The 24,299-nt window shown below is 57.3% G+C and carries 17 protein-coding genes; 7 read left to right on the plus strand and 10 right to left on the minus strand.

The features are described 5' to 3' along the window. Positions 1-24 precede the first annotated feature (24 nt). A complete protein-coding gene (locus tag ACZYSM_RS11780; RefSeq protein ID WP_489071661.1) occupies positions 25-3,159 on the minus strand; it encodes a transglycosylase domain-containing protein in 3,135 nt (1,044 codons plus the stop codon). Between the two features lie 583 nt (positions 3,160-3,742). Between ACZYSM_RS11780 and ACZYSM_RS11785 the strand changes: the two genes are divergently transcribed. Next, positions 3,743-5,164, plus strand: coding sequence for an amino acid permease (locus tag ACZYSM_RS11785; RefSeq protein ID WP_489071662.1), 1,422 nt, complete (start codon positions 3,743-3,745; stop codon positions 5,162-5,164). A gap of 47 nt (positions 5,165-5,211) precedes the next feature. Here ACZYSM_RS11785 and ACZYSM_RS11790 read toward each other — a convergent pair whose 3' ends face one another. After that, positions 5,212-6,336: an OpgC family protein gene (locus ACZYSM_RS11790; protein ID WP_489071663.1), complete on the minus strand. Its 1,125-nt coding sequence runs from the start codon at positions 6,334-6,336 to the stop codon at positions 5,212-5,214. 355 nt (positions 6,337-6,691) lie between these two features. Between ACZYSM_RS11790 and ACZYSM_RS11795 the strand changes: the two genes are divergently transcribed. Next, on the plus strand, positions 6,692-7,633 hold the full coding sequence (locus ACZYSM_RS11795; RefSeq protein ID WP_489071664.1) for a glycosyltransferase family 2 protein: 942 nt from the start codon (positions 6,692-6,694) through the stop codon (positions 7,631-7,633). Positions 7,634-7,674: 41 nt separating this feature from the next. Beyond that, positions 7,675-9,174, plus strand: a complete 1,500-nt coding sequence (locus ACZYSM_RS11800; RefSeq protein ID WP_489071665.1) for a glucosyltransferase domain-containing protein — start codon at positions 7,675-7,677, stop codon at positions 9,172-9,174. 15 nt (positions 9,175-9,189) lie between these two features. Here the strand turns inward: ACZYSM_RS11800 and ACZYSM_RS11805 are convergent, their stop codons facing one another. The 7 genes from ACZYSM_RS11805 to ACZYSM_RS11835 all read right to left on the minus strand — a co-directional run bounded on the left by ACZYSM_RS11805 (position 9,190) and on the right by ACZYSM_RS11835 (position 19,813). Next, positions 9,190-9,474 carry a putative quinol monooxygenase gene (locus tag ACZYSM_RS11805; protein WP_489071666.1) on the minus strand — a complete coding sequence of 95 codons (285 nt, stop codon included), beginning with the start codon at positions 9,472-9,474 and terminating at the stop codon, positions 9,190-9,192. 68 nt (positions 9,475-9,542) lie between these two features. Beyond that, complete coding sequence (locus tag ACZYSM_RS11810; protein WP_489071667.1) at positions 9,543-11,162, minus strand: FMN-binding glutamate synthase family protein; 1,620 nt, start codon at positions 11,160-11,162, stop codon at positions 9,543-9,545. A gap of 242 nt (positions 11,163-11,404) precedes the next feature. Continuing rightward, positions 11,405-12,811: an ATP-binding protein gene (locus ACZYSM_RS11815; protein ID WP_489071668.1), complete on the minus strand. Its 1,407-nt coding sequence runs from the start codon at positions 12,809-12,811 to the stop codon at positions 11,405-11,407. Continuing rightward, entirely contained in the window at positions 12,808-14,619 is a 1,812-nt protein-coding gene (locus ACZYSM_RS11820; RefSeq protein WP_489071669.1) for a DAHL domain-containing protein, read from the minus strand. The genes ACZYSM_RS11815 and ACZYSM_RS11820 overlap by 4 nt, the downstream gene beginning before the upstream one ends. Then, positions 14,616-15,575, minus strand: a complete 960-nt coding sequence (locus tag ACZYSM_RS11825) for a cytochrome-c peroxidase (RefSeq protein WP_489071670.1) — start codon at positions 15,573-15,575, stop codon at positions 14,616-14,618. Before ACZYSM_RS11825 ends, ACZYSM_RS11820 begins: the two co-directional genes overlap by 4 nt. A 60-nt stretch (positions 15,576-15,635) precedes the next feature. Next, a complete protein-coding gene (locus tag ACZYSM_RS11830; RefSeq protein WP_489071671.1) occupies positions 15,636-17,510 on the minus strand; it encodes a two-component system response regulator in 1,875 nt (624 codons plus the stop codon). Beyond that, on the minus strand, positions 17,507-19,813 hold the full coding sequence (locus tag ACZYSM_RS11835; RefSeq protein WP_489071672.1) for a putative bifunctional diguanylate cyclase/phosphodiesterase: 2,307 nt from the start codon (positions 19,811-19,813) through the stop codon (positions 17,507-17,509). The genes ACZYSM_RS11830 and ACZYSM_RS11835 overlap by 4 nt, the downstream gene beginning before the upstream one ends. Positions 19,814-20,074: 261 nt before the next feature. On the opposite strand from ACZYSM_RS11835, the gene nosR reads away from it, so the two are divergent. The 4 genes from nosR (at position 20,075) to ACZYSM_RS11855 (ending at position 23,191) form a co-directional block, all read left to right on the plus strand. After that, positions 20,075-21,424 (plus strand): response regulator c-di-GMP phosphodiesterase, NosR family, encoded by a 1,350-nt coding sequence (gene nosR / locus ACZYSM_RS11840; protein ID WP_489071673.1) that lies wholly within the window; start codon positions 20,075-20,077, stop codon positions 21,422-21,424. A 93-nt stretch (positions 21,425-21,517) separates the two neighbouring features. After that, positions 21,518-21,955 (plus strand): NUDIX hydrolase, encoded by a 438-nt coding sequence (locus ACZYSM_RS11845; RefSeq protein WP_489071674.1) that lies wholly within the window; start codon positions 21,518-21,520, stop codon positions 21,953-21,955. A gap of 25 nt (positions 21,956-21,980) precedes the next feature. Beyond that, positions 21,981-22,619, plus strand: coding sequence for a LysE family translocator (locus ACZYSM_RS11850; protein ID WP_489071675.1), 639 nt, complete (start codon positions 21,981-21,983; stop codon positions 22,617-22,619). A gap of 50 nt (positions 22,620-22,669) precedes the next feature. Next, positions 22,670-23,191 carry a GNAT family N-acetyltransferase gene (locus tag ACZYSM_RS11855; RefSeq protein ID WP_489071676.1) on the plus strand — a complete coding sequence of 174 codons (522 nt, stop codon included), beginning with the start codon at positions 22,670-22,672 and terminating at the stop codon, positions 23,189-23,191. A 149-nt stretch (positions 23,192-23,340) separates the two neighbouring features. On the opposite strand, the gene metR is transcribed toward ACZYSM_RS11855, so the two are convergent. After that, entirely contained in the window at positions 23,341-24,258 is a 918-nt protein-coding gene (gene metR, locus ACZYSM_RS11860) for a transcriptional regulator MetR (RefSeq protein ID WP_489071736.1), read from the minus strand. Positions 24,259-24,299: the final 41 nt, after the last annotated feature.

The following is a 24,299-nucleotide window of genomic DNA, read 5'->3' on the forward strand; positions in this document are numbered from 1 at the left end:
AGCGGGGGCCGGATCAACCCGGCCTCAGCGCGCTACCACCGTCCCCAGGCATAACGTGTTGCTCCCCGGCTGCAGGTAAGGCATGAGAATCGGCGCCATACCCTTGAGCACTTGCACCGGCAACGCCGAGGTGAACTTGTAGGCTTGGGCCGATACGCCCGGGACGAACGCGGTCAAGGTGCCAAAGTGATGCTCACCGATGTAGAACACAAAGGTTGCGGTGCGGTTGATCGATTTGGAACTGAGAACCCGCCCGCCGGAACCGAAGGCCTCGATGCGGTTATCACCGGTGCCGGTCTTGCCGCCCATGGCCAATGGGGTGCCGTTGGCCAGTTTGAAGCTACCGGCGACCCGCTTGGCGGTGCCGGCATCCACCACTTGCGACAACGCTTCGCGCATCGCCGTCGCGACTTCCGAAGGCATCACTCGTTTACCTTTGTCCGGATCATTGATCAGCCGGGTTTCGTAGGGCGTGTTGGCGGCGAAGTGCAGGCTGTCGATGCGCAGGGTCGGCAGCCGCACACCATCGTTGAGGATGGTGCCGATCAACTCTGCCAGAGCCGCCGGGCGATCACCGGAGCTGCCGATAGCAGTGGCCAGTGACGGTACCAAGTGATCAAACGGGTAGCCGACTTTCTGCCAGCGTTGATGGATATCGAGGAACGCCTCGATCTCGAGCATGGTGCGGATCCGGCTGTCGCGAGCGCTCTTGTGTTTGCTCTTGAACAGCCAGCTATAGACTTCCTGACGTTCGAACTCACTGGCCTTCACGATCTGGCTGAACTTGGCCTCGGGGTTGTTCAGCAAATACCCCATCAGCCACAAGTCCAGAGGGTGAACTTTGGCTATGAAGCCCTGATCCGGCAGGTCAAAGGCACCGGGGCCGTAGCTTCTATAGAGCTTGTCCAGGCGTTCGTCGGTGAGCTTTTCAGTGACTTTGGCGGATTTGGAGTTTTTGTCGATTTTGGCGGTTTTCAGATGCGAGCGCACGAAGCTATTGAAGCTCTCCTGACTGGCCTCCGGCAGGAGGTAGCGGTGCACCGCAGCGAGACGGATGGCCGTCGGGTGCATACCGTCGAGGAAAGTCTCGAGGCGGGCCTGGGTGTCTTTTTTCTGGTACTTCTTCCAAAAACGCAGCAGGAACGAAGTGCCCTCACGGTCGGCGAATTGGGCCAGGTACTCCTGCCGCCGTGGGTCGCCGTCGTCCTTGAGCAACAGGGCGCTGTTGTTGGGCCCCGAGTAAGTGCTGTAGCGCACCAGGTCTCGCATCAGCCGAATGAACGGCAGGTTGATCGACTCGCGTATGGCATCGCGCAAAGTCGGGCTTCGGCCGTTGTCTTCGCTGCGAAAGTTGTGGAACGTGTGCATCCCGCCGCCAGTGAAAAAGCTTTCACCGGGGCTTGCCGAGTATTTGCGATCCAGGGCCGCACCGAGCATTTTTGGCAGGCTGCGGTCGGTGTTCTGGATCAGGTAGTCGACCGCCCAACGGGTGATTCGGTCCTGGTCGGCAACCTCGGTTTTTTTAAGCTCCGTCGGGGTTTTTGCCCCATAGCGGTCGTGCAGTTCGGAGATGATTTGCAGGTAAGTGGTCAGCACCCGCATCTTGGCGGTGGAGCCCAGTTCCAGCTTGCTGCCTTCGTTGATGTCGAACGGCTGATCGGTGCTGTCGGTCTGTGCCCGAACCCGCGAACCGTCGGGGGTGAGTTCGAACAGGGTGAAGCTGTAGCGCACTTGGGTGGTGCTGGTGGGCGTCAGCAGGTGCTCGCCAAGCAAACCCATTTGCGCTGCAAAAGCCGGGTCGGCCAGATGTTTGAGGTACTCGGTGGCCTTGGTTTGCAGCTCGCTTTGCAAGGTGCTCGTGGCCGACAGGTCGAGGCGGTCCAGGTCATACAGCGGACGGTTGAGCAGCGCCGCCAGACGACTGCGGGCAACGCTGATGCCCTTGTTGGTTTCAATCGGCTGGATGGTCGGTTGTGTCTGCCAGTCGCGGTAAGTCACTTTGCTGGCCAAGGCTGCGGCCGACAACGGCGCGTCGATCACGCCGTTTTGCGCGAGCAGGCGGATATGACTGTCGGTGAGTTCCGCCAATTCATCGCGGCCACGCGCCAGATAGTGGGACGGCCGACGCTGAGCAATCATCAACGACAACACTTCACGCAAGGCCAGTCCACGTTGCGACAGGCTCTGTGGATCACTGGCGGTGCTGGCCAGACGTTGGTTGATCTGATTGAAATCCGCGCCGTACCAGACCCGCAAGCCCTCGGCCATGCCATGCACTTCACCATGGCCAGGCACCGCTGACAGCGGCACGCTGTTGAGGTAGTCGCGGACGATATTTTGCCGTGCTTCCAGTGTTTGAGGGCCATCTTGATAGGCGCGCACGCTGGCGGAGATCATCTGACGGATTTTTTCGCTCCCGGACACTGTCAGCCCATCCGGAGAGTGCCGATACTTCTCGAGCTGCGTGGCCAGGGTGCTACCGCCCGCTGTCTGGCCGGGTAGATGAAGCAGTTTCGCCACTTGCGACCACGCCGCTTTGCCAAAACGCGGCCAGTCCACCGCCGGGTTGGCCAAGGGTTGTTCAGGGTCAAGCAAGTCGCGGTTTTCGATAAACAGCAGGCTGTGTATCACCAGCGGTGGAATCGCCGCAAAGCTTGAATAGAGTTGCTGCGGATAGTGGTACTGGTAAAGCGGTGCACCACGGCAATCGGTGATCGACAACCCGGCCTGGATTTTCTCCGCATAAGGCACGAAGAAGCCTTTTTCGCTGTAATCGAACAGTGCCGAGGAAAAGCGGGTTTGCGACTGGATCATATAGTCGCGCTTGAGCAGTCGCGGCAGGAATTCACCCAGGGAGCTGTAGCCCAGGCGTTTGTCGAATGGGCCTGCGCCTGGATAGAAAATCGAATCGCTGGCACCGGGCTGTATGGAATAACTCAGCGCCGCAGCGAATTTGCTGAACTCGCGGGCCTGTACTTTTGAGGTGCGCATCTCCTTGGCGGCGGCGAAACCCAGGACAATCAAGGCAATCAGCAACAACAACCAGAAAAGCCGCCACCAGTGCCAGCGACGGCGAGGTTTTTTTGGTAAAGGCTCTTCATCCACACGGTCAGTAGGCACCACAGTTTTACTCGAATCGGTTTGCCACAAAGCGCCCATAGTCGACTGATCCATTCACGCAGATTGATCGGACTTGTCTGAAGCTTAGACGGTGGTTGGAACCGGTGAAAAGTTTGTGAAGGTTGTCTGTGGTCTTTTTGTGAGGGCCAGCGGGCTGTCACGAATCCTGGGGTCGATGACCGTTTGTGGCGAGGGGGCATGTTCCCACTGGAGCGCGACGCGGTCCCACAGGGATGGGTGCTTGGGTCCAGAGGTTTTGGGCTTGAAAGTATTGAAGTAGAGCCTTTTAACAGGTAAATACGCCGTAGGTAGGGGCATGACGACGCACCATTGCTGTGCAATACTCAGCGCCAGATTGAAGGCACGATGATGTTAGAAATCCAGGGAATGCCCCTCCGTCTGAGGGGATTTTGCCGCGAGTTCTCGCTGAATCTAGTTATTTTTATAGTGAAAAGCCCTGATGAGAGCTTTTTATACTGCACGCCCCGCTGATCTCGTAGGTTTTTGTCCTACAAGGCTGGCCGACTCACACGGTCGGCCCGGTTGAGCAAGTACAGGCTATCCGCCCGCACTTCGAATACTCGGTGGTTCATATCCAATAACAAGACGAGGTTGTACCCCTATGCCAGTTGGCAATCATCTGCCCCATGGTGAGACCGCTCAGGGCGGCCCGCTGAAACGAGAACTCGGCGAACGGCATATTCGCTTGATGGCGCTCGGCGCCTGTATCGGTGTCGGGCTGTTCCTGGGCTCGGCCAAGGCCATCGAAATGGCCGGCCCGGCAATCATGCTGTCCTACATTATTGGCGGCCTGGCGATTCTGGTGATCATGCGCGCCCTCGGCGAGATGGCCGTGCATAACCCGGTAGCCGGTTCTTTCAGCCGCTACGCTCAAGACTACCTCGGCCCGTTGGCGGGCTTCCTGACCGGTTGGAATTACTGGTTCCTGTGGCTGGTGACCTGCGTCGCGGAAATCACCGCCGTAGCGGTGTACATGGGCGTCTGGTTCCCCGAGGTGCCGCGCTGGATCTGGGCGCTGGCGGCATTGGTGAGCATGGGCTCGATCAACCTGATCGCGGTCAAGGCCTTTGGTGAGTTCGAGTTCTGGTTCGCCCTGATCAAGATCGTCACCATCATCGCGATGGTTGTCGGTGGCGTCGGCGTGATTGCTTTTGGCTTCGGCAACGACGGCGTTGCGCTGGGGATTTCCAACCTGTGGAGCCACGGCGGTTTCATGCCTAACGGCATCCAGGGTGTGTTGATGTCCCTGCAAATGGTGATGTTCGCCTACCTGGGCGTTGAGATGATCGGCCTGACCGCCGGTGAAGCGAAGAACCCGCAAAAGACTATTCCGAGTGCAATCGGCTCGGTGTTCTGGCGCATTCTGCTGTTCTACGTCGGCGCGCTGTTCGTGATCCTGTCGATCTACCCGTGGAATGAAATCGGCACCCAAGGCAGTCCGTTTGTGATGACCTTTGAGCGTCTGGGTATCAAGACTGCTGCCGGGATCATCAACTTCGTGGTGATCACCGCAGCGCTGTCGTCCTGCAACGGCGGCATCTTCAGCACCGGTCGGATGCTCTACAGCCTGGCGCAAAATGGCCAGGCCCCGGCGGGCTTTGCCAAAACCTCGAGCAACGGTGTGCCACGTCGCGCATTGCTGCTGTCCATTGGTGCTTTGCTGCTGGGCGTATTACTCAACTATCTGGTGCCAGAGAAGGTTTTCGTTTGGGTCACCGCGATTGCCACCTTCGGCGCAATCTGGACCTGGGTGATGATCCTGCTGGCACAGCTCAAGTTCCGCAAAGGCCTGAGCCCAGCTGAACGTGCGGGTCTCAAATACCGCATGTGGCTGTACCCGGTGAGCTCGTACCTGGCACTGGTGTTCCTGGTACTGGTGGTGGGCCTGATGGCTTACTTCCCGGACACTCGCATCGCCCTGTATGTCGGCCCGGCATTCCTGGTGCTGCTGACGGTGGTGTTCTACGTGTTCAAGCTGCAACCGGCCAATGCACTGCAGGGTGCGGTGCGTTCGGCTTCGTAATTTGTAGTCACGAAGATCAAAAGATCGCAGCCTGCGATCTTTTGACTTTAAATCGCCGCCACAGGCACCGGCCTGTTCAAGCGTTTATTCAAATCCAGCCACGCCGCCAACACTGCCATCAATCCCACCCCCAGTACGGCGCTGAATATCTGCATCGCCAAGGCATCCCCGGCCAACGAGTTGAGCATGTCCGCCAGCGGCGCGAGCAGCACGCCAAAACAGAACACTTCCAGCGAATAACGACCCATGCGGCAGCTTTGCTGCGCCCACCAGTTTTGTGTCCAGCCGCTACTCGGCAACAGCTTTGCGGTGACGTAGGTGAGGGCGAGGAAGTGCAGCAGACGCGTCGGAGAAAGGTTGGTCTTGCTGATCGGGTAGAGCCACTCGCCGAGCATTTTTGGCATGAAAGCGTCATGTACCGCCGGCCATTTCCACGAGAGTGCGATCAATCCGGTGATCAGCAGGTAGACCGCTGCTGCGACAAACAACGGCTGGCGAGGCAAGAGACGGCTTTGCGGCACACGTGGCCGCTGCCCATGAATCGCCACAGCACCGCCGAGGATAAACAGCAGTTGCCAGGCCATCGGATTGAAGAACCACACGCCGCCTTCCGTAGCCGCCAGGTTCCACTGGAACCACGGCGCCAGCAGATACAGCCCCACCGACAGCCCCACCACGTATTCAGCCTTGTGCAATAGCATCGGCAACACCAGCGGCAAACCGAGCAACAACAGAATGTACAGCGGCAGTGGATCCATCAGGTTCGGTTTGAAGCGTAGCAACAGCTCATCGACCAATGCTTGTTGTGGATTGGTCAGGAAATACTGAAGACCCATTTCCTGTACCAGATCGCGGGTTTCCACATGGCTGTTGGCGAAAAACACGATACCCATCAGTAGCGCCAACAAGAAGATATGCACCACGTACAGCACCCAGGCGCGACGCAGAATTTTCACGCAGGCGATCAGATAACCCTCCCGCAGGGCGATTTTGCCGTAGGCCAGTACCGCTGCATAACCTGCCAGAAACACGAAAATTTCCGCCGCGTCGCTGAAACCGAAATTGCGCAGAGTGAAATGGGCGAGCGGATTTTGTGGCACGTGATCCCAGAAAATGAAGATCAGCGCCAGACCACGAAAGAAGTCGATGCGAGGGTCGCGTCCGTTAAGCATTACAGCGGGCTCTTGAGCGAATGTTAAGAAAGGAGTAGCGGACGCACCAAAAGGTTGCGTGCCGCACATCGGCGGCGCGCAGGGTGGCGTGATTTGGTGGTAATTGCAAAGGCTGGATATTGCTGGATGTCTCAGGTGCCGGAAGCGAAGGACAGGGTCACGTAACGCGAATTAAAGCGAGTTGGCAGAATGGCGTTTTTGCCCATTGGTCTATTCGCAGAACTGAAAGTAGACAAGTAGGCCAAGGGTGCCTAGCTTGGATATAGCCCGCGCTGGTCTGAAGCCGTAGTAGTGTTCGCAAAAAACGGTCTGCGGTTTTTTACTCGAAATGCTTCATTTTTCGGGAGTGTGGGACGTGAAAGTTTCGCTGGTCGTTCCGGTGTTCAATGAGGAACAGGCAATTGACCTGTTTTATCACGCTGTCCGCCAGCAATTGTCGGACTGTGAGTACGAGGTCGAGATCGTTTTCGTCAACGACGGCAGTGCAGACCGGACCGCTGAGCAGGCCAAAGCCCTCGCATTGGCCGATGACGATGTACTGGTGATCAATTTCTCGCGCAACTTCGGTAAGGAGCCCGCGTTATTTGCCGGGCTCGAGTACGCCAGCGGTGACGTCGTGATTCCGATGGATGTCGATCTGCAGGATCCGATCAGCGTGATTCCTCTGTTGATCCAGGAGTGGATGAACGGGGCTGATGTGGTTCTCGCCAAACGCAGTGGTCGCGCCGCCGATGGCTACCTGAAACGGCATAGTGCAGCACTGTTCTATCACCTGATAAACAGGATCGCCTACACCAAAATCGAAGAAAACGTGGGTGATTTCCGGTTGATGGACCGCAAGGTCGTGGATGTGATCCGGGCGCTGCCGGAGCATCAGCTATTTATGAAGGGCGTCCTGTCGTGGGCGGGCTTCAATACTGTGGTCATCGAGTATGAACGGGCCGAGCGAGTGGCCGGAGCCAGCAAGTTCAACGGTTGGAAACTATGGAACCTGGCACTGGAAGGCGTTACGTCTTTTAGTACGGTGCCGTTGCGGTTGTGGACTTATGTCGGTAGCGGGATTTCCTTGTTTGCGATCTTCTTTGCCATTTATATGGTATTGGACAAGATTTTCTTTGGTAACAGTGTGCCGGGCTATCCTTCATTGATGACCGCCATTCTTTTTCTGGGCGGCGTGCAGCTTATTGGTATCGGCATACTCGGTGAGTATGTCGGCAGGATTTACATCGAATCAAAGCATCGACCGAGGTACGTGGTGAAAGAGGTTATAGGCGGTAAAAGCAGGCTTGGACTATAGAAAGCTCCTGTGAGGTTCGGGGCTGAGAAAGGAGCACTGGAATGAAGGTGGCAGGGCTTTGGGACAAGAAGCTGCTGGGTCAAGAAGTGTTCGTGTTCTTTTTGATTGCCGCTTTTATTTATATACTTCCTTTGATTTTGGCGGATTACTATTACATTGATGATAACTGGCGGTCTTTGGCTGCCGGAACATCGTGGGCAGGTCAGGGGCGGTTGTTGACCGAGCTGTTTTACAATGTTTTGACGTTTTCGTCGGGTGCGCCAAATATTTTTCCACTCCCCCTATTAATGGCAACGTTCGCCATTGCCCTGGCCTTGACCAGCCTGACAATGCACTATTATAAAGAGCCCACTGTTTCATGCTGTCTTGTTCTATTACCCCTTTGGTATAGCCCGTTTTTTCTGCAGAACCTGTCCTATCAATACGATGGACCTGCCACGGCATTGAGCCTGGTTGCTGTTATTTATGCGATTACATGTCGAGCCAGGTCTGTGGTGCTGCAAGTAGTGTTACCTGGCATGTTGATAGCGATAGGGTTGGCACTGTACCAATTGAGCCTTAATGTATTTCTTGGGCTCTGTTGCGTGGAACTGGTCAGAGGGGTTAATAATAAGGCGTCATGGGAGTCGTTATATTCGCTGGTCAAGTGTAAATTTGCACAGTTGATAGTGGGTGGGGTTGTTTACTATCTGGCTGCCTATCCATTTATTGGTCAGGAACGGTTGGCGCTGCTGGAGTGGGACGCTAATGGAGTTATTCAGATTGAAGCTAATATCGGGGTCCTGACGAACAAAATTGCGCTGCTTTTCCATGAGGGAAATTTTTGGTTGCTTTGGGCTGTAGTGCTGTGCGCCGGCGCTGGGGCAGTGCACGTCGGGCTCACTCTATTTAAACGAAAAGAGAGTGCGCTGAAAAAAACAATGTTGAGTTTGATGTGCCTCCTGATTCTGCCGGCTCTGTTGCTACTCGTTTCGGGCGCTGCTCTGGTTTTCAGGGATTTCAATGAAGGCGCAAGAACCTTAATGGGATTTGCAGTGTTGTTGGTGTTTTTGTTTTATTTGAGCCATCTATCGCTGGAGGCTATTCATCCGCGACTGGGTGTTCTACTAGCGGTTCCTCTGCTGAGCATGCTTTCTCTGTCCTATGCGTATGGGCGGATTCTCAATGTGCAGAAAGAATTCGGAGCCAGTGCGCTGTTTTCGCTTGAACACGACATCGCCTCCAATCAGCGACTGCGAGAAGCCAAGCGAATATATATGTCGGTTACTTATTCCGATCATTGGCTGTCGAATGCGACAGGCGCTTTTGAATTGATGCCGGTGCTGGCTTATATTTTGAATGTGGACTTTTACATGTTGTCCGAGAATTTACCCAGGGTGGGTATCACAAATGTGGTCACTGAAAGAGAGCGTCGAAATGCGACGCGGGTAGGTTATCGAGGCTATCCACCGGTGGTGGATAGCAAGTTCTATAATATCTACCTGATCGGTGACTATGGTTTTATTGTCATGAAAGAGCCGCCACGTATCGAAAAAAAATGATAGGGGCAGTTTGAGTCAAAACTCATCCATCAGCAAAACCGTACAGTCTTTCGCTTGATGGCGATTGATTTGCGGGACGAGCCTTCTGAAATGTTCCGACTGGCAATGGGCGTCCAGGGCGGCCTGGTTTGGCCATTGCTCGACAAAAATAAAGTGCCCCGGGTCTTTCTGATCGATGAACAGGTCATAGGCAATGCAATCGGGCTCCTGCCGGGTCTTTTCAACCAACTCGGCGTACCACGGCCGTACCGTTTCAATATGTTCGGGCTTGATAAAATCCTGTGCGATCACTTTCAACATGAGGGTTCGTCCTTTGAATTGTCTGAGTGAGCGCCAATGCCGTTAAAGGATCGGCGCTCAACCTGTCCTTAAGCCGCCACTTCTTCATGGGGCTCAAAACTGTCTGCCCGCGCCATCTGCCACATGCGCGAATAGAACTCGCCGTTTACCTCACCCGTGAGCAACTCGCCGGGTTTGAGGAACACGTGCAGCTGTGAGAACAACTTGATCTCGGTGGCTGACATGCGCCGCACCAAATGCTTGGCCTGGAGTTGCGACGGGTGATCGAGGCCGGCGGCGGCGAGCATTTCGGCCAGGGCCTTGAGGGTGTTGCGGTGGAAGTTGAAGACCCGTTCGGCCTTGTCCGGGACCACCAGGGCGCGTTGGCGCAGGGTGTCTTGGGTGGCGACACCGGTTGGGCATTTGTTGGTGTGGCAGCTCTGCGACTGGATGCAGCCGATGGCGAACATGAAGCCACGCGCCGAGTTGGCCCAGTCGGCACCGATGGCCAGCACGCTGGCGATATCGAAGGCGCTGACGATCTTGCCGCTGGCACCGAGTTTGATTTTGTCCCGCAGGTTCAGGCCCACCAGGGTGTTGTGGACGAACAGCAAGCCATCGCGCATTGGTACGCCGATATGGTCGGTGAACTCTACCGGTGCTGCGCCAGTGCCACCTTCCTTGCCGTCGACCACGATGAAGTCCGGGAGGATGCCGGTTTCCAGCATGGCCTTGGCGATACCCATGAATTCCCACGGGTGGCCGAGGCAGAACTTGAAGCCCACCGGTTTTCCGCCAGACAGCTCACGCAGTTGCGCGATGAAGTGCATCAGTTCGATCGGGGTGGAAAACGCGCTATGCCGTGACGGTGAGATGCAGTCTTCGCCCATCACGATGCCGCGGGTTTCGGCGATTTCCTTGGTCACTTTGTGCTTGGGCAGGATGCCGCCGTGACCGGGCTTGGCGCCCTGGCTCATCTTGATTTCGATCATCCGCACTTGTGGAGTCTGCGCTTGTGCGGCGAAGCGTTGCGGGTCGAAGTGCCCGTCCGCGGTGCGGCAGCCGAAGTAGCCGCTACCGAGTTCCCACGTCAGATCGCCGCCGTTTTCCCGGTGATAGGCGCTGATGCTGCCTTCGCCTGTGTCGTGGGCGAAGTTACCGAGTTTGGCACCCTGGTTGAGGGCGCGAATGGCGTTTGCGCTTAGGGAACCGAAGCTCATGGCTGAGATGTTGAACACTGACGCCGAGTACGGCTGGGTGCACTGCGGGCCGCCGACGATCACCCGAAAGCCGCTGGGGTCGCTCAAGGGGGCCGGGCGCATGGAGTGGCCGATGAATTCGAAGCCGGACTGATAAACGTCGATCAGCGTGCCGAAGGGTTTGTCGGCGCTTTCATTCTTGGCGCGCGAATAAACCAGCGAGCGCTGGGCTCTGGAGAAGGGCAGGGCGTCGCTGTCGGATTCCAGCAGGTATTGGCGGATTTCCGGGCGAATGCCTTCCACCAGATAGCGGATATTGCCCAGGATCGGGTAGTTGCGGCGCACTGCGTGGGGGCTTTGCAATAGGTCAAACAAGCCCAGCAGGCTGAGCAGGCCGGTGATAATGGTGATCGGCCAGAGCCAGTCGTTTTCGAGAAATGGCAGGCTGGCGAGGGTGAATATCACGCAGACGGCAAAGAAGGCGTAGCGGCTCAGGAGTGACAGGCTCATACGGTTTCCTTGGGTTCGAGTTGTTGGTTAGAAAAAGATCGTCCGAACGCGGCCCGAGCCTACGGCAACTCTTATAGAACTAAAAATAACTCATTGGAATATATAATTTTTTGTAGGAGCAGAGCTTGCTCGCGATGATGATCTCAAGGCCGCCATCGCCGGCAAGCCGTGTTCCTACAGCTGTTCTCTGTGCGACTGTGCGACTGTGCGGCGTGGAAGACGGGGAGGCTCCTCCACCAGGATCAGCCGTTCAATGTCGACTGCCTAACCGGTAATTCAACCCGAAACGTTGTCCCCACACCGACTTCACTGCGCACTGAAATATCCCCATGATGCTTTTTCACAATGCCGTAGGACAGCGACAGGCCCAGCCCGGTCCCTTGCCCGATCGGTTTGGTGGTGAAGAAAGGATCGAAGATTTTTTGCAAACTCTCCGGCGCAATGCCTGAGCCAGTATCTGCCACTTCCAACCAGACGGTTTCCCCTTCAATGCCATTGCGCAGGGTAATCGTGCCGCGTTCAGGCCCTATGGCCTGAGCGGCGTTGACGATCAGGTTCATGATCACCTGATTGATCTGTGACGGCAGGCATTCGATCTCGGGAAGCTCCTGATACTCCTTGATCACGTCGGCCTTGTACTTGAGTTCGTTGGCGACGATGTTCAGGGTCGAGTCGATCCCAAGCTGCAGATTGGTCCACTGCCACTGTTGGTTGGAGTCCACCCGGGAGAAGTCCTTCAAGTCTTTGACGATTTGTCCGACCCGGCCAATGCCTTCCTTGGACTCCTTGATCAGCAACGGAATGTCTTCCTTGAGGAAGTCCAGTTCGATCCGCTCACGCAGGCTTTTCAGGCGCTCAAGAAGTTCGCTCGAACTGATGGCTTCTTCGGCATTGCGATAGGCGTCGAGCATTTCCTGCAAATGGTTGAAGTAGCCGTTCAGCGTGCCGAGGTTGGAGGAAATGAAGCCGATGGGATTGTTGATTTCATGGGCGACGCCGGCCGCCAATTGGCCAAGGGAGGCCAGTTTCTCTGATTGCACCAGCTGGCCTTCCAGCTGTTTACGTTCGTCGGTTTCCCGTTGCAGGGCCGCGCTGGCCTGTTTGAACTCCTGGGTCCATTGCTCGACCATCTGTTCCAGATGGCTCATCTGCATCTGCGCTCGCTCGGTCATTTCCCACTTGGTGGTGAGGGTATTGGCCATCTGCTGAACTTCGATATTGTCGAAGGGTTTTTTCAGAATCAGCAGCCGGTCGTGGGCCTGCAGGCGGTCGAGCAGCTCTTCCCAGGAATAATCGGAATAGGCGGTGCAGACCACCACTTGCAGGCGCGGATCCTCTTCCCACAAGTGTTCGATGGTTTGCGCGCCATCCCAGCCCTCGGGCATGCGCATGTCGACGAAGGCCAGCGCGTAAGGCCGATTGTTCTTTGAGGCGTCGAGGAGTTTGCCCAGACCTTCCTGACCCCCGTAGGCTGAATCCAGTTCGAACACTGTGCGTGTGCGCTTGGCCTCGCTGCCGAACAACGCAGTTTCCATCAGGTCCAGGTCGGCGTTTTGGTCCGCTTGTGGGGTGAGGATCTTGCGAAAGTCTTCATGGATCGACGGCGTGTCATCAATCAGCAGAATGCGTCGGTTCGACAGGTTGTTCATGCTTGACCTGCTGCGGTTATCAAGGGGATCTGCAAGGTGAACAGCGCGCCCTTGCCCTGGCCGTCGCTGTGGACGGTGAGGCGGCCGTTCATCTCGATGGCGGCCAGGGCGCAGCTGTGCAGGCCGAACCCGTGGCCCTCCTTGCGGGTGGTGAAACCGTGGGCAAAGATCCGCGTCATGTTTTCGGGCGCGATCCCCTCACCTTCATCCTTGACGCTCACCTGCAAGGTCGCGTCGTCGATGACCTTCACCCCCAAGGTCATTTGCCGAGGCCGATCACGGAGGTCGGACATCGCGTATTTGGCGTTGCTGATCAGGTTGATCAGAATCAATAGCAACCGGTGTTTATCGCCCATCACCTGCGGCACATCGTTGTAGTCCTTGACCACCGTTACATGGTGCCGGGTCAGGGCGCCGGAGTTCATGCGCAGGGCATCTTCGAGCAGGTCACTGACGTGCAGCGGTTCCACCAGGCTGGAGGCCCCGGCATAGGATTGTTGGGTGGCGACGATGTCTTTGATGTGATCAACGCTTTTGCTCAACTGGGTCAATTCGTCAGTGATGCTGTGTTGCTCGACGGCGATGGCGTCCACCAATTGGTTCAGGTACCCCGGCAACAGCTTTCCTTTTTCGTCCCGGGTGATGAATTCGCCAAGGTCGTGCGAGTGTTCGTTGATCAATTGCATGGCCTTGCCCAACCCGAGGGCCTTGCTGGTCCGCAGTTTGCGGGTGACCAGGTCAGCGGAGATATTTACGCTGTTGAGCACATTGCCGACGTTATGCAACACGTTGGTCGCGATCTCGGCCATCCCGGCCTGACGCGCGGTATCCAGCAGTTCGCTCTGGGTGTTTTTGAGTTCACGGGTGCGTTCTTCGACCCGTTGTTCGAGGCTCTCATTGGCCGCTTGCAGGTCCTTGTTGACGCGGTTGATCACCGCGAAACTGCGCAACAAGCGAATCGCCAGGTACAGCAGCAATACGACCAGCAGCGTCGAGAACACCAGCATGTAGAGGTGGTATTTGCGGTTGGTGGCATTGTTCTGTTGCTGGTCTCGATTAAGCAGGTTGGTGATGTCGTCCAGGCGCTCGGCTACCGGGATCACAGTGATTTTCTCCAGCAAGGAATTGACCACCGGCTGTTCGCGAAGGATTAGCGCGATGTGGTTGCTCAGAATCTCCACCGGGCCGCGGAACTCCTCCGGAAGACTCCCCTGGTTCACCGAGAGTTTGTTAAGGCCTACCAGGATGTCGGCGGCTTTGTCATCGGAGGTGACTTGAGCGAACTCAAGGCTGCTGAGCAATAGGTCGTAGGTGTCGGTGGCGATGTTTTGCAGCAGCAGTTTGTCACTGTCCTGGAGGCGGGCGAGCGGGCCCTGAATATCGTCTTCGGCGGTCGGCAGAAATGCCAGGGAGTTACGCAACACGGCGTTGTGGGATTTGAACTGCTCCACCAGTCGGGTTTTTTCCTTGATGGCATTCAGGTAGGCGTCATGGCTGGTCTGCCATTGTGCCGAGTCATTGCGGCCATGGCTGGACTCCATCGTGTCGAACCGGTCCCAAAGACGGGTCATCTCGGTCAGCGGCGAAACCAGTGGGTCATAGTTGTGGGTGATAGCCACTCTGGCCTTGAGCACCTCAGTTTCCCACTGCGCGTTCAGCTGTTTTATCTGCGCGATCAGATCCCGTGATTCGGTATAGGTCAGGGTTTGATCGGAGCTGGACTTGAGGTACAGGAACAGCAGCGTGGAGGCGAGCAGCAGGGTCATCCCCGTCAGTAATATCTGGCTGAGGCTGCGGGATACCTTCATAACGGCTTGCCTTTCCATTCACCGGTCAGGGTTTTGAGGAACTGGATGATCAAGGTCTTGTCCTGCTCGGAAGGGACGCGTCCCAGCTGATACTTGAACATCACATCGAGCGCTTCCTCGAGTGTCCTGGCCGACGCATCGTGGAAATACGGGGCGGTCACCGCGACATTACGCAGGCTGGGTACCTTGAAGACGTTGCGGTCCTCTTCATCCTGGGTCACCAGGTAACGCCCCAGATCGGACTCGGTCGGATGACCTCGGGCCTGGAAGTAGTCACCCATCACACCGAGCTTCTGAAACATGTTGCCACCGATGTTTACCCCCTGATGGCAGGAGATACAGCCGTAATCCTTGAAACGCTGGTAACCGTACTTTTCATCCAGCGTCAGGATATCGGTGTTGCCGAGCAGGTATTGGTCGAAGCGTGAGTTGCTGCTCAAGAGGGTGCGTTCGTAGGTCGCCAGAGCATTCTGCACGTTGGCGGCTGTTACGCCGTCCGGGTAAGCCGCGCTGAAGCTCGAGTGGTAGGCCGGGTCGGCGGAAAGTGTTTCGACCACGTTTTTCCAGTTGTTGCCCATCTCGGTGGGGCTTTGCACGACGTCGTGGGCCTGCGCTTCCAGGGTATCGGCCCGACCGTTCCAGAACTGTTTGAAATTCAGGCTGGCGTTTAACACGCTAGGGGTGTTGACCGCCACCGGATTGCCGTCGAAGCCGAGGGAAAACGGCTTGTCATCGGCGCCACCTTTTTCCAGCTGATGACAACTGGCACAGGACAGGCTGTTATTGACCGATAAGCGTGTCTCGTTGAATAGCTGTCGACCCAGCTCTATACGCTGGGGATCCTGGTAAGGGGGCGGCGGCAGTGGTTTGAGTGGTTCGTCGAGTGGGGCGGCGCTCGTTGTCAGGCAAACCCCGAGCAACAGAGCGAAAACCAGGCTGGGTCCGTGTAGCGACATCTGATGATTCCTTGGCAGGTTGCCTGAGTGTCGTTAAACCTGAGTAATCGAAGTGTTGGTCTATTCGTCAGGCGGCGCTTGCAGTCCTCCCCTCGTCAGTAGCTGGGCGAAAGCCTGGGCCTCTATCGCTTCGCTGAAGTAATAACCCTGACCTTCCTCGCAGTGATGGGCCTTGAGGAAGTCCAGTTGCTCAAGGGTTTCCACGCCTTCGGCGATGATGTTCAGGTTGAGGCTTTTACCCAGGCTGATGATGGCACAGACCAAGGCTGCGTCATTGCTGTCGTTGCTCAGACCGCGAACAAAAGACTGGTCGATTTTCAACACGTCGATGGGAAACCGTCGCAGGTAACTCAAGCTGGAGTAGCCGGTGCCGAAATCATCGATAGTCAGCCGAACCCCCAGCGCCTTGATGGCCCGCAGGGTCTCCACGGTGGCGTCGACGTTTTGCATCAGCACGCTTTCGGTGATCTCAAGTTCGAGCAAGGTCGGATCGAGACCGGTTTGTGCCAGTATTTGAACAATGCCGTCTACAAAACCGCGCTGACGAAAATCGATGGCGGAAACGTTCACCGACATGCTGATCGGCGACAGCCCGGCGGCCTGCCAGGCGCAGGCTTGCCGGCAGGCTTCGCCCAACACCCATTTGCTCAGCGGGACGATCAGGCCGCTGTCTTCGGCGATGGAAATGAAGTCTGACGGATAGACCCAGCCGTGTCCGGGTTTGCACCAGCGAATCAGCGCTTCGGCACCGACCACTTTGCCGGATCTAAGGTCTAGCTTGGGCTGGTAATGCAGGACAAACTCTTTGCGCTCCAGGGCGAGGCGGATACCGGATTCGATGTTTTGTTGTTCACGGGCACGCTGGTTCATGTCGTCGATGAAGAAGCCGAAATCGTTCGGCGCGCTGTCCTTGACGTTGCGCATGGCAGTTTCGGCTTTCTTGATTAGCGCCAAGGCATCGAAGCCATCCTCGGGATAAATGCTGATGCCCAAGCTGGTGGTGACGCACAAGTCATGGCCGGCAATGTGCTGGGGGGTACTCACCGCGCTCAAGAGTTTTTCGGCGATGCCCCTGGTTTGCTGGGGATGATGAATGTCAGCGAGGATCACCACGAACTCGTCGGAACCGTAGCGAAACACCGAGTCGGACTTGCGCACGGTCGCGACCAGGCGCTGACCAACCCGTTTTAGCATCTCATCGCCAATCGGATGCCCAAGCGCATTGTTGATACGTTTGAAGCGATCCAGACCTAGAAACATCACCGCCAGTTGCTTGTCATGGCGCCTGGAGAGCGCCAGGGATTGGGTCAACCGGTCACCAAGCAGGGTGCTGTTGGGCAGGTCGGTGAGTACGTCGTACTGCAACAGATGGGAGACTTTCAGCAACTCCTGGACGCGGTCCTCAATGGTTCGCTCCAGGCTGAGCATTTTTAACGCTGCATCCTGAGCCATCTGCCATTTCCAGGTCAGCGCGCTGGCCATCTGGCGTATTTCCAGGCTGTCGAAGGGTTTTTTCAGCACCAGTAACTGGTCGCTGAACTCCAGGCGTTCGGCCATCGCTTCCCAGGAATAGTCGGTATACGCCGTGCACAGCGCGATCTGCAGATGAGGGTCGACCTTCCATAGGTGCTCGATGGTTTCCAGCCCGTCCCAGCCGGGCGGCATGCGCAGGTCGGTGAACGCCATGGCGTAAGGCCGGCCTTCGGCCCGGGCGCGCTCGACCAGTTTCAAGGCCTCCTGGCCCTGGTAGGCCGAGTCGAGGCTGAAGGTCGGGCGTGCAGGCTGTGCAGTGCCGAACAGGGCCTCTTCGGTACTGGCCAGGGTCTGTTCGCTCGCAGGTGCAGGGCTCAGGATCTTGCGAAAGTCCTCATGGATCGACGGCGTATCGTCAATGATCAGAATGCGTCGGTTGGCAATGGCGAAAGACGGCTTCATCGCGTGGCCTCCGGTGGGCAGTCCGAGTCCTCGACCTCAGGAATCGAGATGTCAGCAGGGGACATCGGCACGATGCTGCCGGCCATCAACAGTTGCACCGCCTGCTGGCTGCTGACCGCTTTGCTGAAGTAGAAACCCTGAGCATTCATCGGCGAGCCGGTGGACATCAGTGAGGTTCGTTGCTCCTGGGTTTCCACGCCTTCGGCGATGATGCCGATACCGACTTCGCGGGCGAAATTGATGATGGCACGCAGGGTCGTGGCGCTGGCCGGATCCCGCGTGGCGCTGTCGATGAAGGCCTGGGCAATCTTCAGATGGTTGACCTGGTAGGTCTTGAGGTAGTCGAACGAGGAGTACTCGGTGCCGAAATCGTCAATGGCGATCTTCACCCCAAGCTCCCGCAAGCGTGGCAGTACATCGTTATGGGTCCATTTGGTCTGGGCCAGGGTCGCTTCAGTGACGTCGAACCGCAGATCCCAAGGGCACAAAGTCCAGCGGGCGGTGGTCCTGAGGACGTCATAGATCAAGTCCGGGCCGCTCTTGAGCTGGGCCAAAGAGAGCTTGATCGCAATCACCGGTGGCGCCATGCCCTGGTCGCGCCATTGGCGCATTTGCTGACAGGCCTGGTCCAGAATCCAATGCCCGAGGGCAATGATGGTCCCGGTTTTCTCGGCCGCAGGGAGGAACACATCAGCCTCCAACAGGCCGCGCTCGGGGTGGTTCCAGCGCACTTGGGCTTCCATGCCAAGGATTTTCCCCGAACTCAGATCGACTTCAGGTAAATAGTGCAGTTCGAGCTCGCCCTGTTCGATGGCCTGTTTCAAATCGTTGGCCAGGGTCATCCGGTCGACCACCTCCTGATTGATCTCCTCTGAGTGGAAGTGGTACTGGTTGCGGCCCTTTTCCTTTGATCGGTACAGCGCCATATCAGCCTGGATCAGCAGGTTATCGGCGCTAATGCTGTCTGACGTGTAGGTGCTGATACCGATGCTGACAGACACTCGCACGTCGTTGCCATCCAGCGAGTAGGGCAGGACCAGCGCATCGCGGACCTTCGCCGCCAAGGCTGCGGAGTGAGTCGGGTCGCCCATGTCCAGCTGCAGTATTGCGAACTCGTCGCCGCCCAGGCGCGCAACGACATCGTTTTCGCGCACACAGGCCTTGATACGCCGGGAGACTTCTTGCAGCAACAAATCACCCACGGGGTGGCCGAGGGTGTCGTTGATCCGTTTGAAGTGATCCAGATCCAGATAGAACATCGCAAAGGGCGTGGCACCGCGTCGGGCCGCGGCGAAGGCCTGGTGCAGGCGCTCGATCAGGGTGGCACGGTTGGCCAGGCCGGTTAGCCCGTCGGTGCGCGCCAGCAGGGAGATCTTTTCCTCAGCGGCCTTGCGCTCAGTGATGTCGATGATGATTCCTTCGACTTCCAGCAACCGACCTTCACCATCGCGCACCGGAATATAGCGGTTCTCGACCCATCGCCAGGCGCCGTCGCCGGTGCGCAGGCGGAACTCGATGGACGCGCCCGCGGCGTGCCTGTCCAGTACCCGAGCCATGGCGGCGTCGACTTTCTCCTGATCGTCGGCATGAATCAGCTCCTTGGCCCAATTGGCCGACGCTACCAGTTGGGCTGCGACGTGACCGAACTTGGTGATGTTGTGGGAGATGTACATCAGCGGGAACGAAGGCTCACCGCGCAGGCGATAAAGGATGGTCGGACTGTTCTGCACAATGATATTGGCGTCGGACAATTCCCGGGTGCGCTCCTCGACAGCCTGTTCCAGTAGATTCATTTTCAGTGCAGCGTCTTCGGTCATCTGCCATTTGACCGTCATCGCACTGGCCATCTGACGAATTTCGATCGCATCGAAGGGTTTTTTCAGAATCAGCAGTCGGTCACCCAGATTGAGACGCTCGGCGATGTCTTCCCACGAGTAATCGGAGTACGCGGTGCAGAGCGCGACTTGCAGCCTGGAGTCGACCTGCCAGAGGCGCTCGATGGTTTCCAGTCCATCCCAGCCGGGTGGCATGCGCATATCGATGAAGGCCATGGCGTACGGCATGTCGTCGGCAAGCGCCGACTCCACCTTGCTCAGGGCTTCGAGGCCCTGAAACGCCGAGTCGAGCACAAAGCTCTGGAAGGAAACGGCCACCGCAGAGCCGAACAGTGCCTCTTCGGCGCTGCTCAGTGCGTCCTCATCAAGCGCTTGCGGGCTGAGGATCTTGTAAAAGTCCTGATGAATCGAAGCGGTGTCATCAACGATCAGAATTCGTCGGTTTGCACGCTCCTGCAGCGCTTTCATCGGTGTGCACCAAGGAAAACGGCCGTCATGTGCGTTGAGTTCATGTGGCATCCTTACCTGATCATGGGGCATGCGGGTACAGAAATTGGATCCGAGACCCTGAGCATAGACTGGCTCCACTGAGTTCACCGGACGCATGACATCAATTCGACCTCGAATGGAGTGAAAATCGGCTAGCCTGTAGTTCAAACTCAGGAAATAGCGGATATTTCCTTGATTGCCCAAAGAATGACTGTCTCAGTGTTGAAATGAGGTAACGCCATGGATGAGCAACCTGCGACCACTTCGGCCTACAGGCCCAAAGTGCTGCTGGTCGATGATGAAGAATCGATCCTCAACAGTCTGCGCCGTCTGCTGCGTAGCCAGCCTTACGACGTGATACTGGCCAATAGTGGCGAGCAGGCCCTGGAGGTCATGGCGCAGCAACCGATCGACCTGGTGATGACCGATGCGCGCATGCCGACTATGGATGGCGCCACCTTGCTGGCGGAAATTCATCGGCGTCATCCTTCGACCACACGCATTTTGCTGACCGGTTATGCGGATCTGACGATGATCATCAAAGCGATCAACGAAGGGCAGATCCATCGTTACATCAGCAAACCCTGGAACGATGAAGAAATGCTGTTGACCTTGCGCCAGACCCTGGCCCATCAGCATTCCGAGCGCGAACGCCAGCGCCTTGAGCAGTTGATCCGTACGCAGAATGATCAATTGAAGTCGCTGAACGCGACGCTGGAAAAGCACGTTGCGGCCCGCACTGCTGAACTGCAGCAAACGGCAGACATGCTCGATCTGGCCTACGAAGAGCTCAAACACAGTTACGTCACGGGCACCGAAGTGTTCTCGCTGTTGGCCAATCTGCGTTTACCGCCAGCCAAGCAGACCAACCGGCAGATCATCGAACTGGTGCGCGTCTACTGCAAATCTCATGGGCTGGATGAGGCCAGCAGTCGCGATCTGACCATGGCCGCGGCGCTCTACAACATCGGTAAGTTGAGCTGGAGCGACAGCATGATGACCGCGCCTTCCGACTTGCTGCACCACGCCGATCGCGAGTGTTACCGGGAGTATCCGAAACAGAGCGAGTCGCTGTTGATGACCCTGGATCCGATGAAGGATGCGGCGCGCTTGATCCTTCATCATCAGGAGCGTTGGGACGGCAGCGGTTTTCCCGACCACCTCAAGGGCGAGGCCATTCCTTTAGGCTCACGGCTGTTGAAACTGGCGGTGGACTTCATCGAACTGCAGCGCGGGCTGATCCTGGAGCGGCAGATGAACAGCGATGAAGCGCTGGTATTCATCCGCAAATATGCCGGCAAACTATACGATCCGGAACTGGTGGAGGATTTCGTTCAAGTCTGTGCCGCGTACTTGAGTGATGTCACCGTCGACGATCCAATGGTCAAAGTACTGAGCACCCGCGATGTGGCGCCCGGCATGGTGCTGGCGCGTAACCTCAATGCCGACAACGGTATGCTCCTGCTTAATGCCGGCAAGGTGCTGAATGGACCGCTGGTGGATAAGTTGATCGCCTTTGAAGCGATGGAAGGGGCCAAGTACAACATCTTTGTCAAAGTGCCGGAAGAGGTGGAGGTCGCTACGGCGTAAGTAAGCACCAGGGGATTTGTATCGGGCTCAATTGCACCGATGCCAAGCCCCATGGGATCCTTGCGCCTTTGAGCCCAAGGCCCTTTTTCATCCATGACTCTTTCACCAACCGCAACATCCCCCTCCATCATCCGCGTCGCCGCCGCGCTGCTGATCGGCCCGGACGGTCGAACCCTGTTGGTGCGCAAGCGCGGCACTCAGGCTTTCATGCAGCCGGGCGGCAAGATAGACATTCATGAGCAACCGGTGGCGGCGCTGAAGCGTGAGCTGGAAGAAGAACTCGGATTGCGTATCGAGACGACGGCAGCCCGTTACCTGGGCAAGTTCTGTGCTCCAGCCGCCAACGAGCCGGGTTTTGTGGTGGAAGCCGAACTTTACCAGCTGAACATCGCCTCCCACGTGGCCCCCGCAGCGGAGATCGAAGAAGTGGTCTGGATCGATCCGGCCACTGATGGCGGTCTGGTGCTGGCGCCATTGACACGGGACCTGATTTTGCCGTTTTATCGAGCATCGCAAGCGACTCCCGCCTGATATTTAGAGGACAAAGGACTGCCCCATGATTCCCACTCAAGACTTATTGTTGTTCGCCGGCGCCGCACTGCTGATGGTGCTCACGCCAGGGCCGAACATGATCTACCTGATTTCCCGTTCGATCTGCCAGGGCCGTAAAGCCGGCGTGACCTCATTGCTGGGGGTGGTGGCGGGTTTCTTCGTGCACCTGTTCGCCGCAGCGGCGGGTTTGACGGCGGTGTTTCTCGCCGTACCAATGGCCTATGAAGTGCTGAAATGGGCCGGCGCGCTGTACCTCCTGTGGCTGGCCTGGCAGGCACTAAAACCTGGAGCGCGCTCGCCGTTCGAGGCCCAGCAACTGCCGCCGGACTCCTCAAGAAAACTGATCTTGATGGGCTTTCTCACCAGCGCACTGAACCCGAAAATCGCGGTGTTCTACCTGTCGGTGTTTCCGCAGTTCATCAACCCCGAGCACGGCTCGGTGTTCAGCCAGAGCATCATCCTTGGCCTGACCCAGATCAGCGTGAGCTTTTTAGTCAACCTGCTGATCGCAGTGTTTGCCTCCGGAATTGCAGCGTGGTTCGTCCACAACCCGCTGTGGCTGGCGGTACAACGCTATTTCATGGGCTTTGTGCTGGCCGCACTCGCGGTGCGGTTGATGCTCGAACAACGTCGGACTGCTTGATGAAGGAGCCATCCGCATGAGCTATTTTTCACCGCTGATTTGAAGACGCCATGACCATTCAACGCCTCAGCCAACAACACGCCACGCAGTATCGGGCGTTGATGCTTGAAGCCTACGGACTGCATCCCGAGGCGTTCACCTCCAGCGTTGCCGAGCGTGCCGCGATGCCATTGGCCTGGTGGGCGTCACGGCTAAGCAGCGATCTGGATCGGGTGCTCGGTGCGTTTGCAGACGACAACCTCGTGGGCATTGTCGGTCTGGCCTTTGAGCCACGGGAAAAAGCCCGGCACAAGGCCACGCTGTTTGGCATGTACGTATCTGCCGGGTCTCGCCATAGCGGGTTGGGCTATCAACTGGTGCACGCCGTACTCGCCGAGGCGCGAGCGCATGAAGGGTTGAAACTGATTCAACTGACCGTCACCGCCGGCAATGACGCGGCGTTTGCCCTGTATCAACGCTGCGGTTTTGTGCAGTTCGGGCTCGAGCCGTTGGCGGTGAGGGTGGGAGTGGAGTACCTCGACAAGATCCATATGTGGCGGGAAGTGGCGACGAGCGACGCAAATCCCCTGTAGCAGCTGGCGGAGCCTGCGTTCGGCTGCGTAGCAGTCGTAAAACCTGACACCGCGATTCTGAAGGTCGATCGGGAAATACAGGATTCACGAGCGCTACGCACTCGAACGCAGGCTTCGCCAGCTGCTACAAGGGATCAGTGTTTCGGCTTTTAGCGCACCGCACTCACCCCATCCAGGGTCGAGAATGAGGTGTCTTTGGCCGTCAGCAAAAAGTCGCGCATGTACGGCGCATCGAGCATGTCGGCTCGAATGCCCGCATACAGCGTCGCAAACAAACCTTTGTCGCCTAACCGCTTGGCCTTCACATAACCCCGTGAACTGTACTCATGCAGAGCCCAGTGGGGCATGCCGCACACGCCACGACCGCTGGCCACCAACTGCATCATCATCACTGTCAGCTCTGAGGTGCGGACCTGCGCCGGTTCGATATCCGCTGGCTCCAGAAAACGGGTGAAGATGTCCAGCCGGTCCCGTTCCACCGGGTAGGTGATCAAGGTTTCGCTGAGCAAATCTTCCGGCACGATGTACGGCTTGTTCGCCAACCGATGCTGGTTGGCCACCGCGAGCATCGCTTCGTAGGTGAACAGCGGTACATAAGTGATACCGGTCAGTTCCAACGGGTCAGAGGTCACCACCAAATCCAGATCGCCACGGGCCAGGGCGGGCAGGGGAGCGAAAGAGAAACCCGAAGCCAGGTCCAGCTCAACCTCTGGCCAGGCATCGCGGAACTGATCGATGGTCGGCATCAGCCACTGGAAGCAACTGTGGCATTCGATGGCCATGTGCAACCGCCCGGCAGTGCCTCCGGCCAACCGCGCGATATCCCGTTCGGCCCCGCGCAACAGCGGCAGAGTGGCGTCGGCCAGTTGCAACAGACGCAACCCGGCGCTGGTGAAACGCACCGGTTTGGTCTTGCGCACGAACAGCTGCATCCCCAGCCGTTCCTCAAGCTCCTTGAACTGGTGGGACAGCGCGGATTGGGTCAGGTGCAAGCGCTCGGCGGCTTCTACCAGGCTGTCTGCTTCGCGCAAGGCGTGCAGGGTCTTCAGATGACGGATTTCCAGCACCGTGGCCTCCATGAATAAACTTTGTGATCAACACGAAAAGG

The sequence above is a fragment of the Pseudomonas sp. F220 genome (assembly GCF_057813935.1).

Coding starts and splice junctions, on each gene's coding strand:
- ACZYSM_RS11825 (WP_489071670.1), bottom strand. CDS start 15,575: ATGTCGCTACACGGACCCAGCCTGGTTTTCGCTCTGTTGCTCGGGGTT.
- ACZYSM_RS11810 (WP_489071667.1), bottom strand. CDS start 11,162: ATGAGCCTGTCACTCCTGAGCCGCTACGCCTTCTTTGCCGTCTGCGTG.
- ACZYSM_RS11790 (WP_489071663.1), bottom strand. CDS start 6,336: ATGCTTAACGGACGCGACCCTCGCATCGACTTCTTTCGTGGTCTGGCG.
- nosR (WP_489071673.1), top strand. CDS start 20,075: ATGGATGAGCAACCTGCGACCACTTCGGCCTACAGGCCCAAAGTGCTG.
- ACZYSM_RS11815 (WP_489071668.1), bottom strand. CDS start 12,811: ATGAACAACCTGTCGAACCGACGCATTCTGCTGATTGATGACACGCCG.
- ACZYSM_RS11785 (WP_489071662.1), top strand. CDS start 3,743: ATGCCAGTTGGCAATCATCTGCCCCATGGTGAGACCGCTCAGGGCGGC.
- ACZYSM_RS11845 (WP_489071674.1), top strand. CDS start 21,518: ATGACTCTTTCACCAACCGCAACATCCCCCTCCATCATCCGCGTCGCC.
- ACZYSM_RS11800 (WP_489071665.1), top strand. CDS start 7,675: ATGAAGGTGGCAGGGCTTTGGGACAAGAAGCTGCTGGGTCAAGAAGTG.
- ACZYSM_RS11780 (WP_489071661.1), bottom strand. CDS start 3,159: ATGGGCGCTTTGTGGCAAACCGATTCGAGTAAAACTGTGGTGCCTACT.
- ACZYSM_RS11830 (WP_489071671.1), bottom strand. CDS start 17,510: ATGAAGCCGTCTTTCGCCATTGCCAACCGACGCATTCTGATCATTGAC.
- ACZYSM_RS11820 (WP_489071669.1), bottom strand. CDS start 14,619: ATGAAGGTATCCCGCAGCCTCAGCCAGATATTACTGACGGGGATGACC.
- ACZYSM_RS11805 (WP_489071666.1), bottom strand. CDS start 9,474: ATGTTGAAAGTGATCGCACAGGATTTTATCAAGCCCGAACATATTGAA.
- ACZYSM_RS11835 (WP_489071672.1), bottom strand. CDS start 19,813: ATGAAAGCGCTGCAGGAGCGTGCAAACCGACGAATTCTGATCGTTGAT.
- ACZYSM_RS11850 (WP_489071675.1), top strand. CDS start 21,981: ATGATTCCCACTCAAGACTTATTGTTGTTCGCCGGCGCCGCACTGCTG.
- ACZYSM_RS11855 (WP_489071676.1), top strand. CDS start 22,670: ATGACCATTCAACGCCTCAGCCAACAACACGCCACGCAGTATCGGGCG.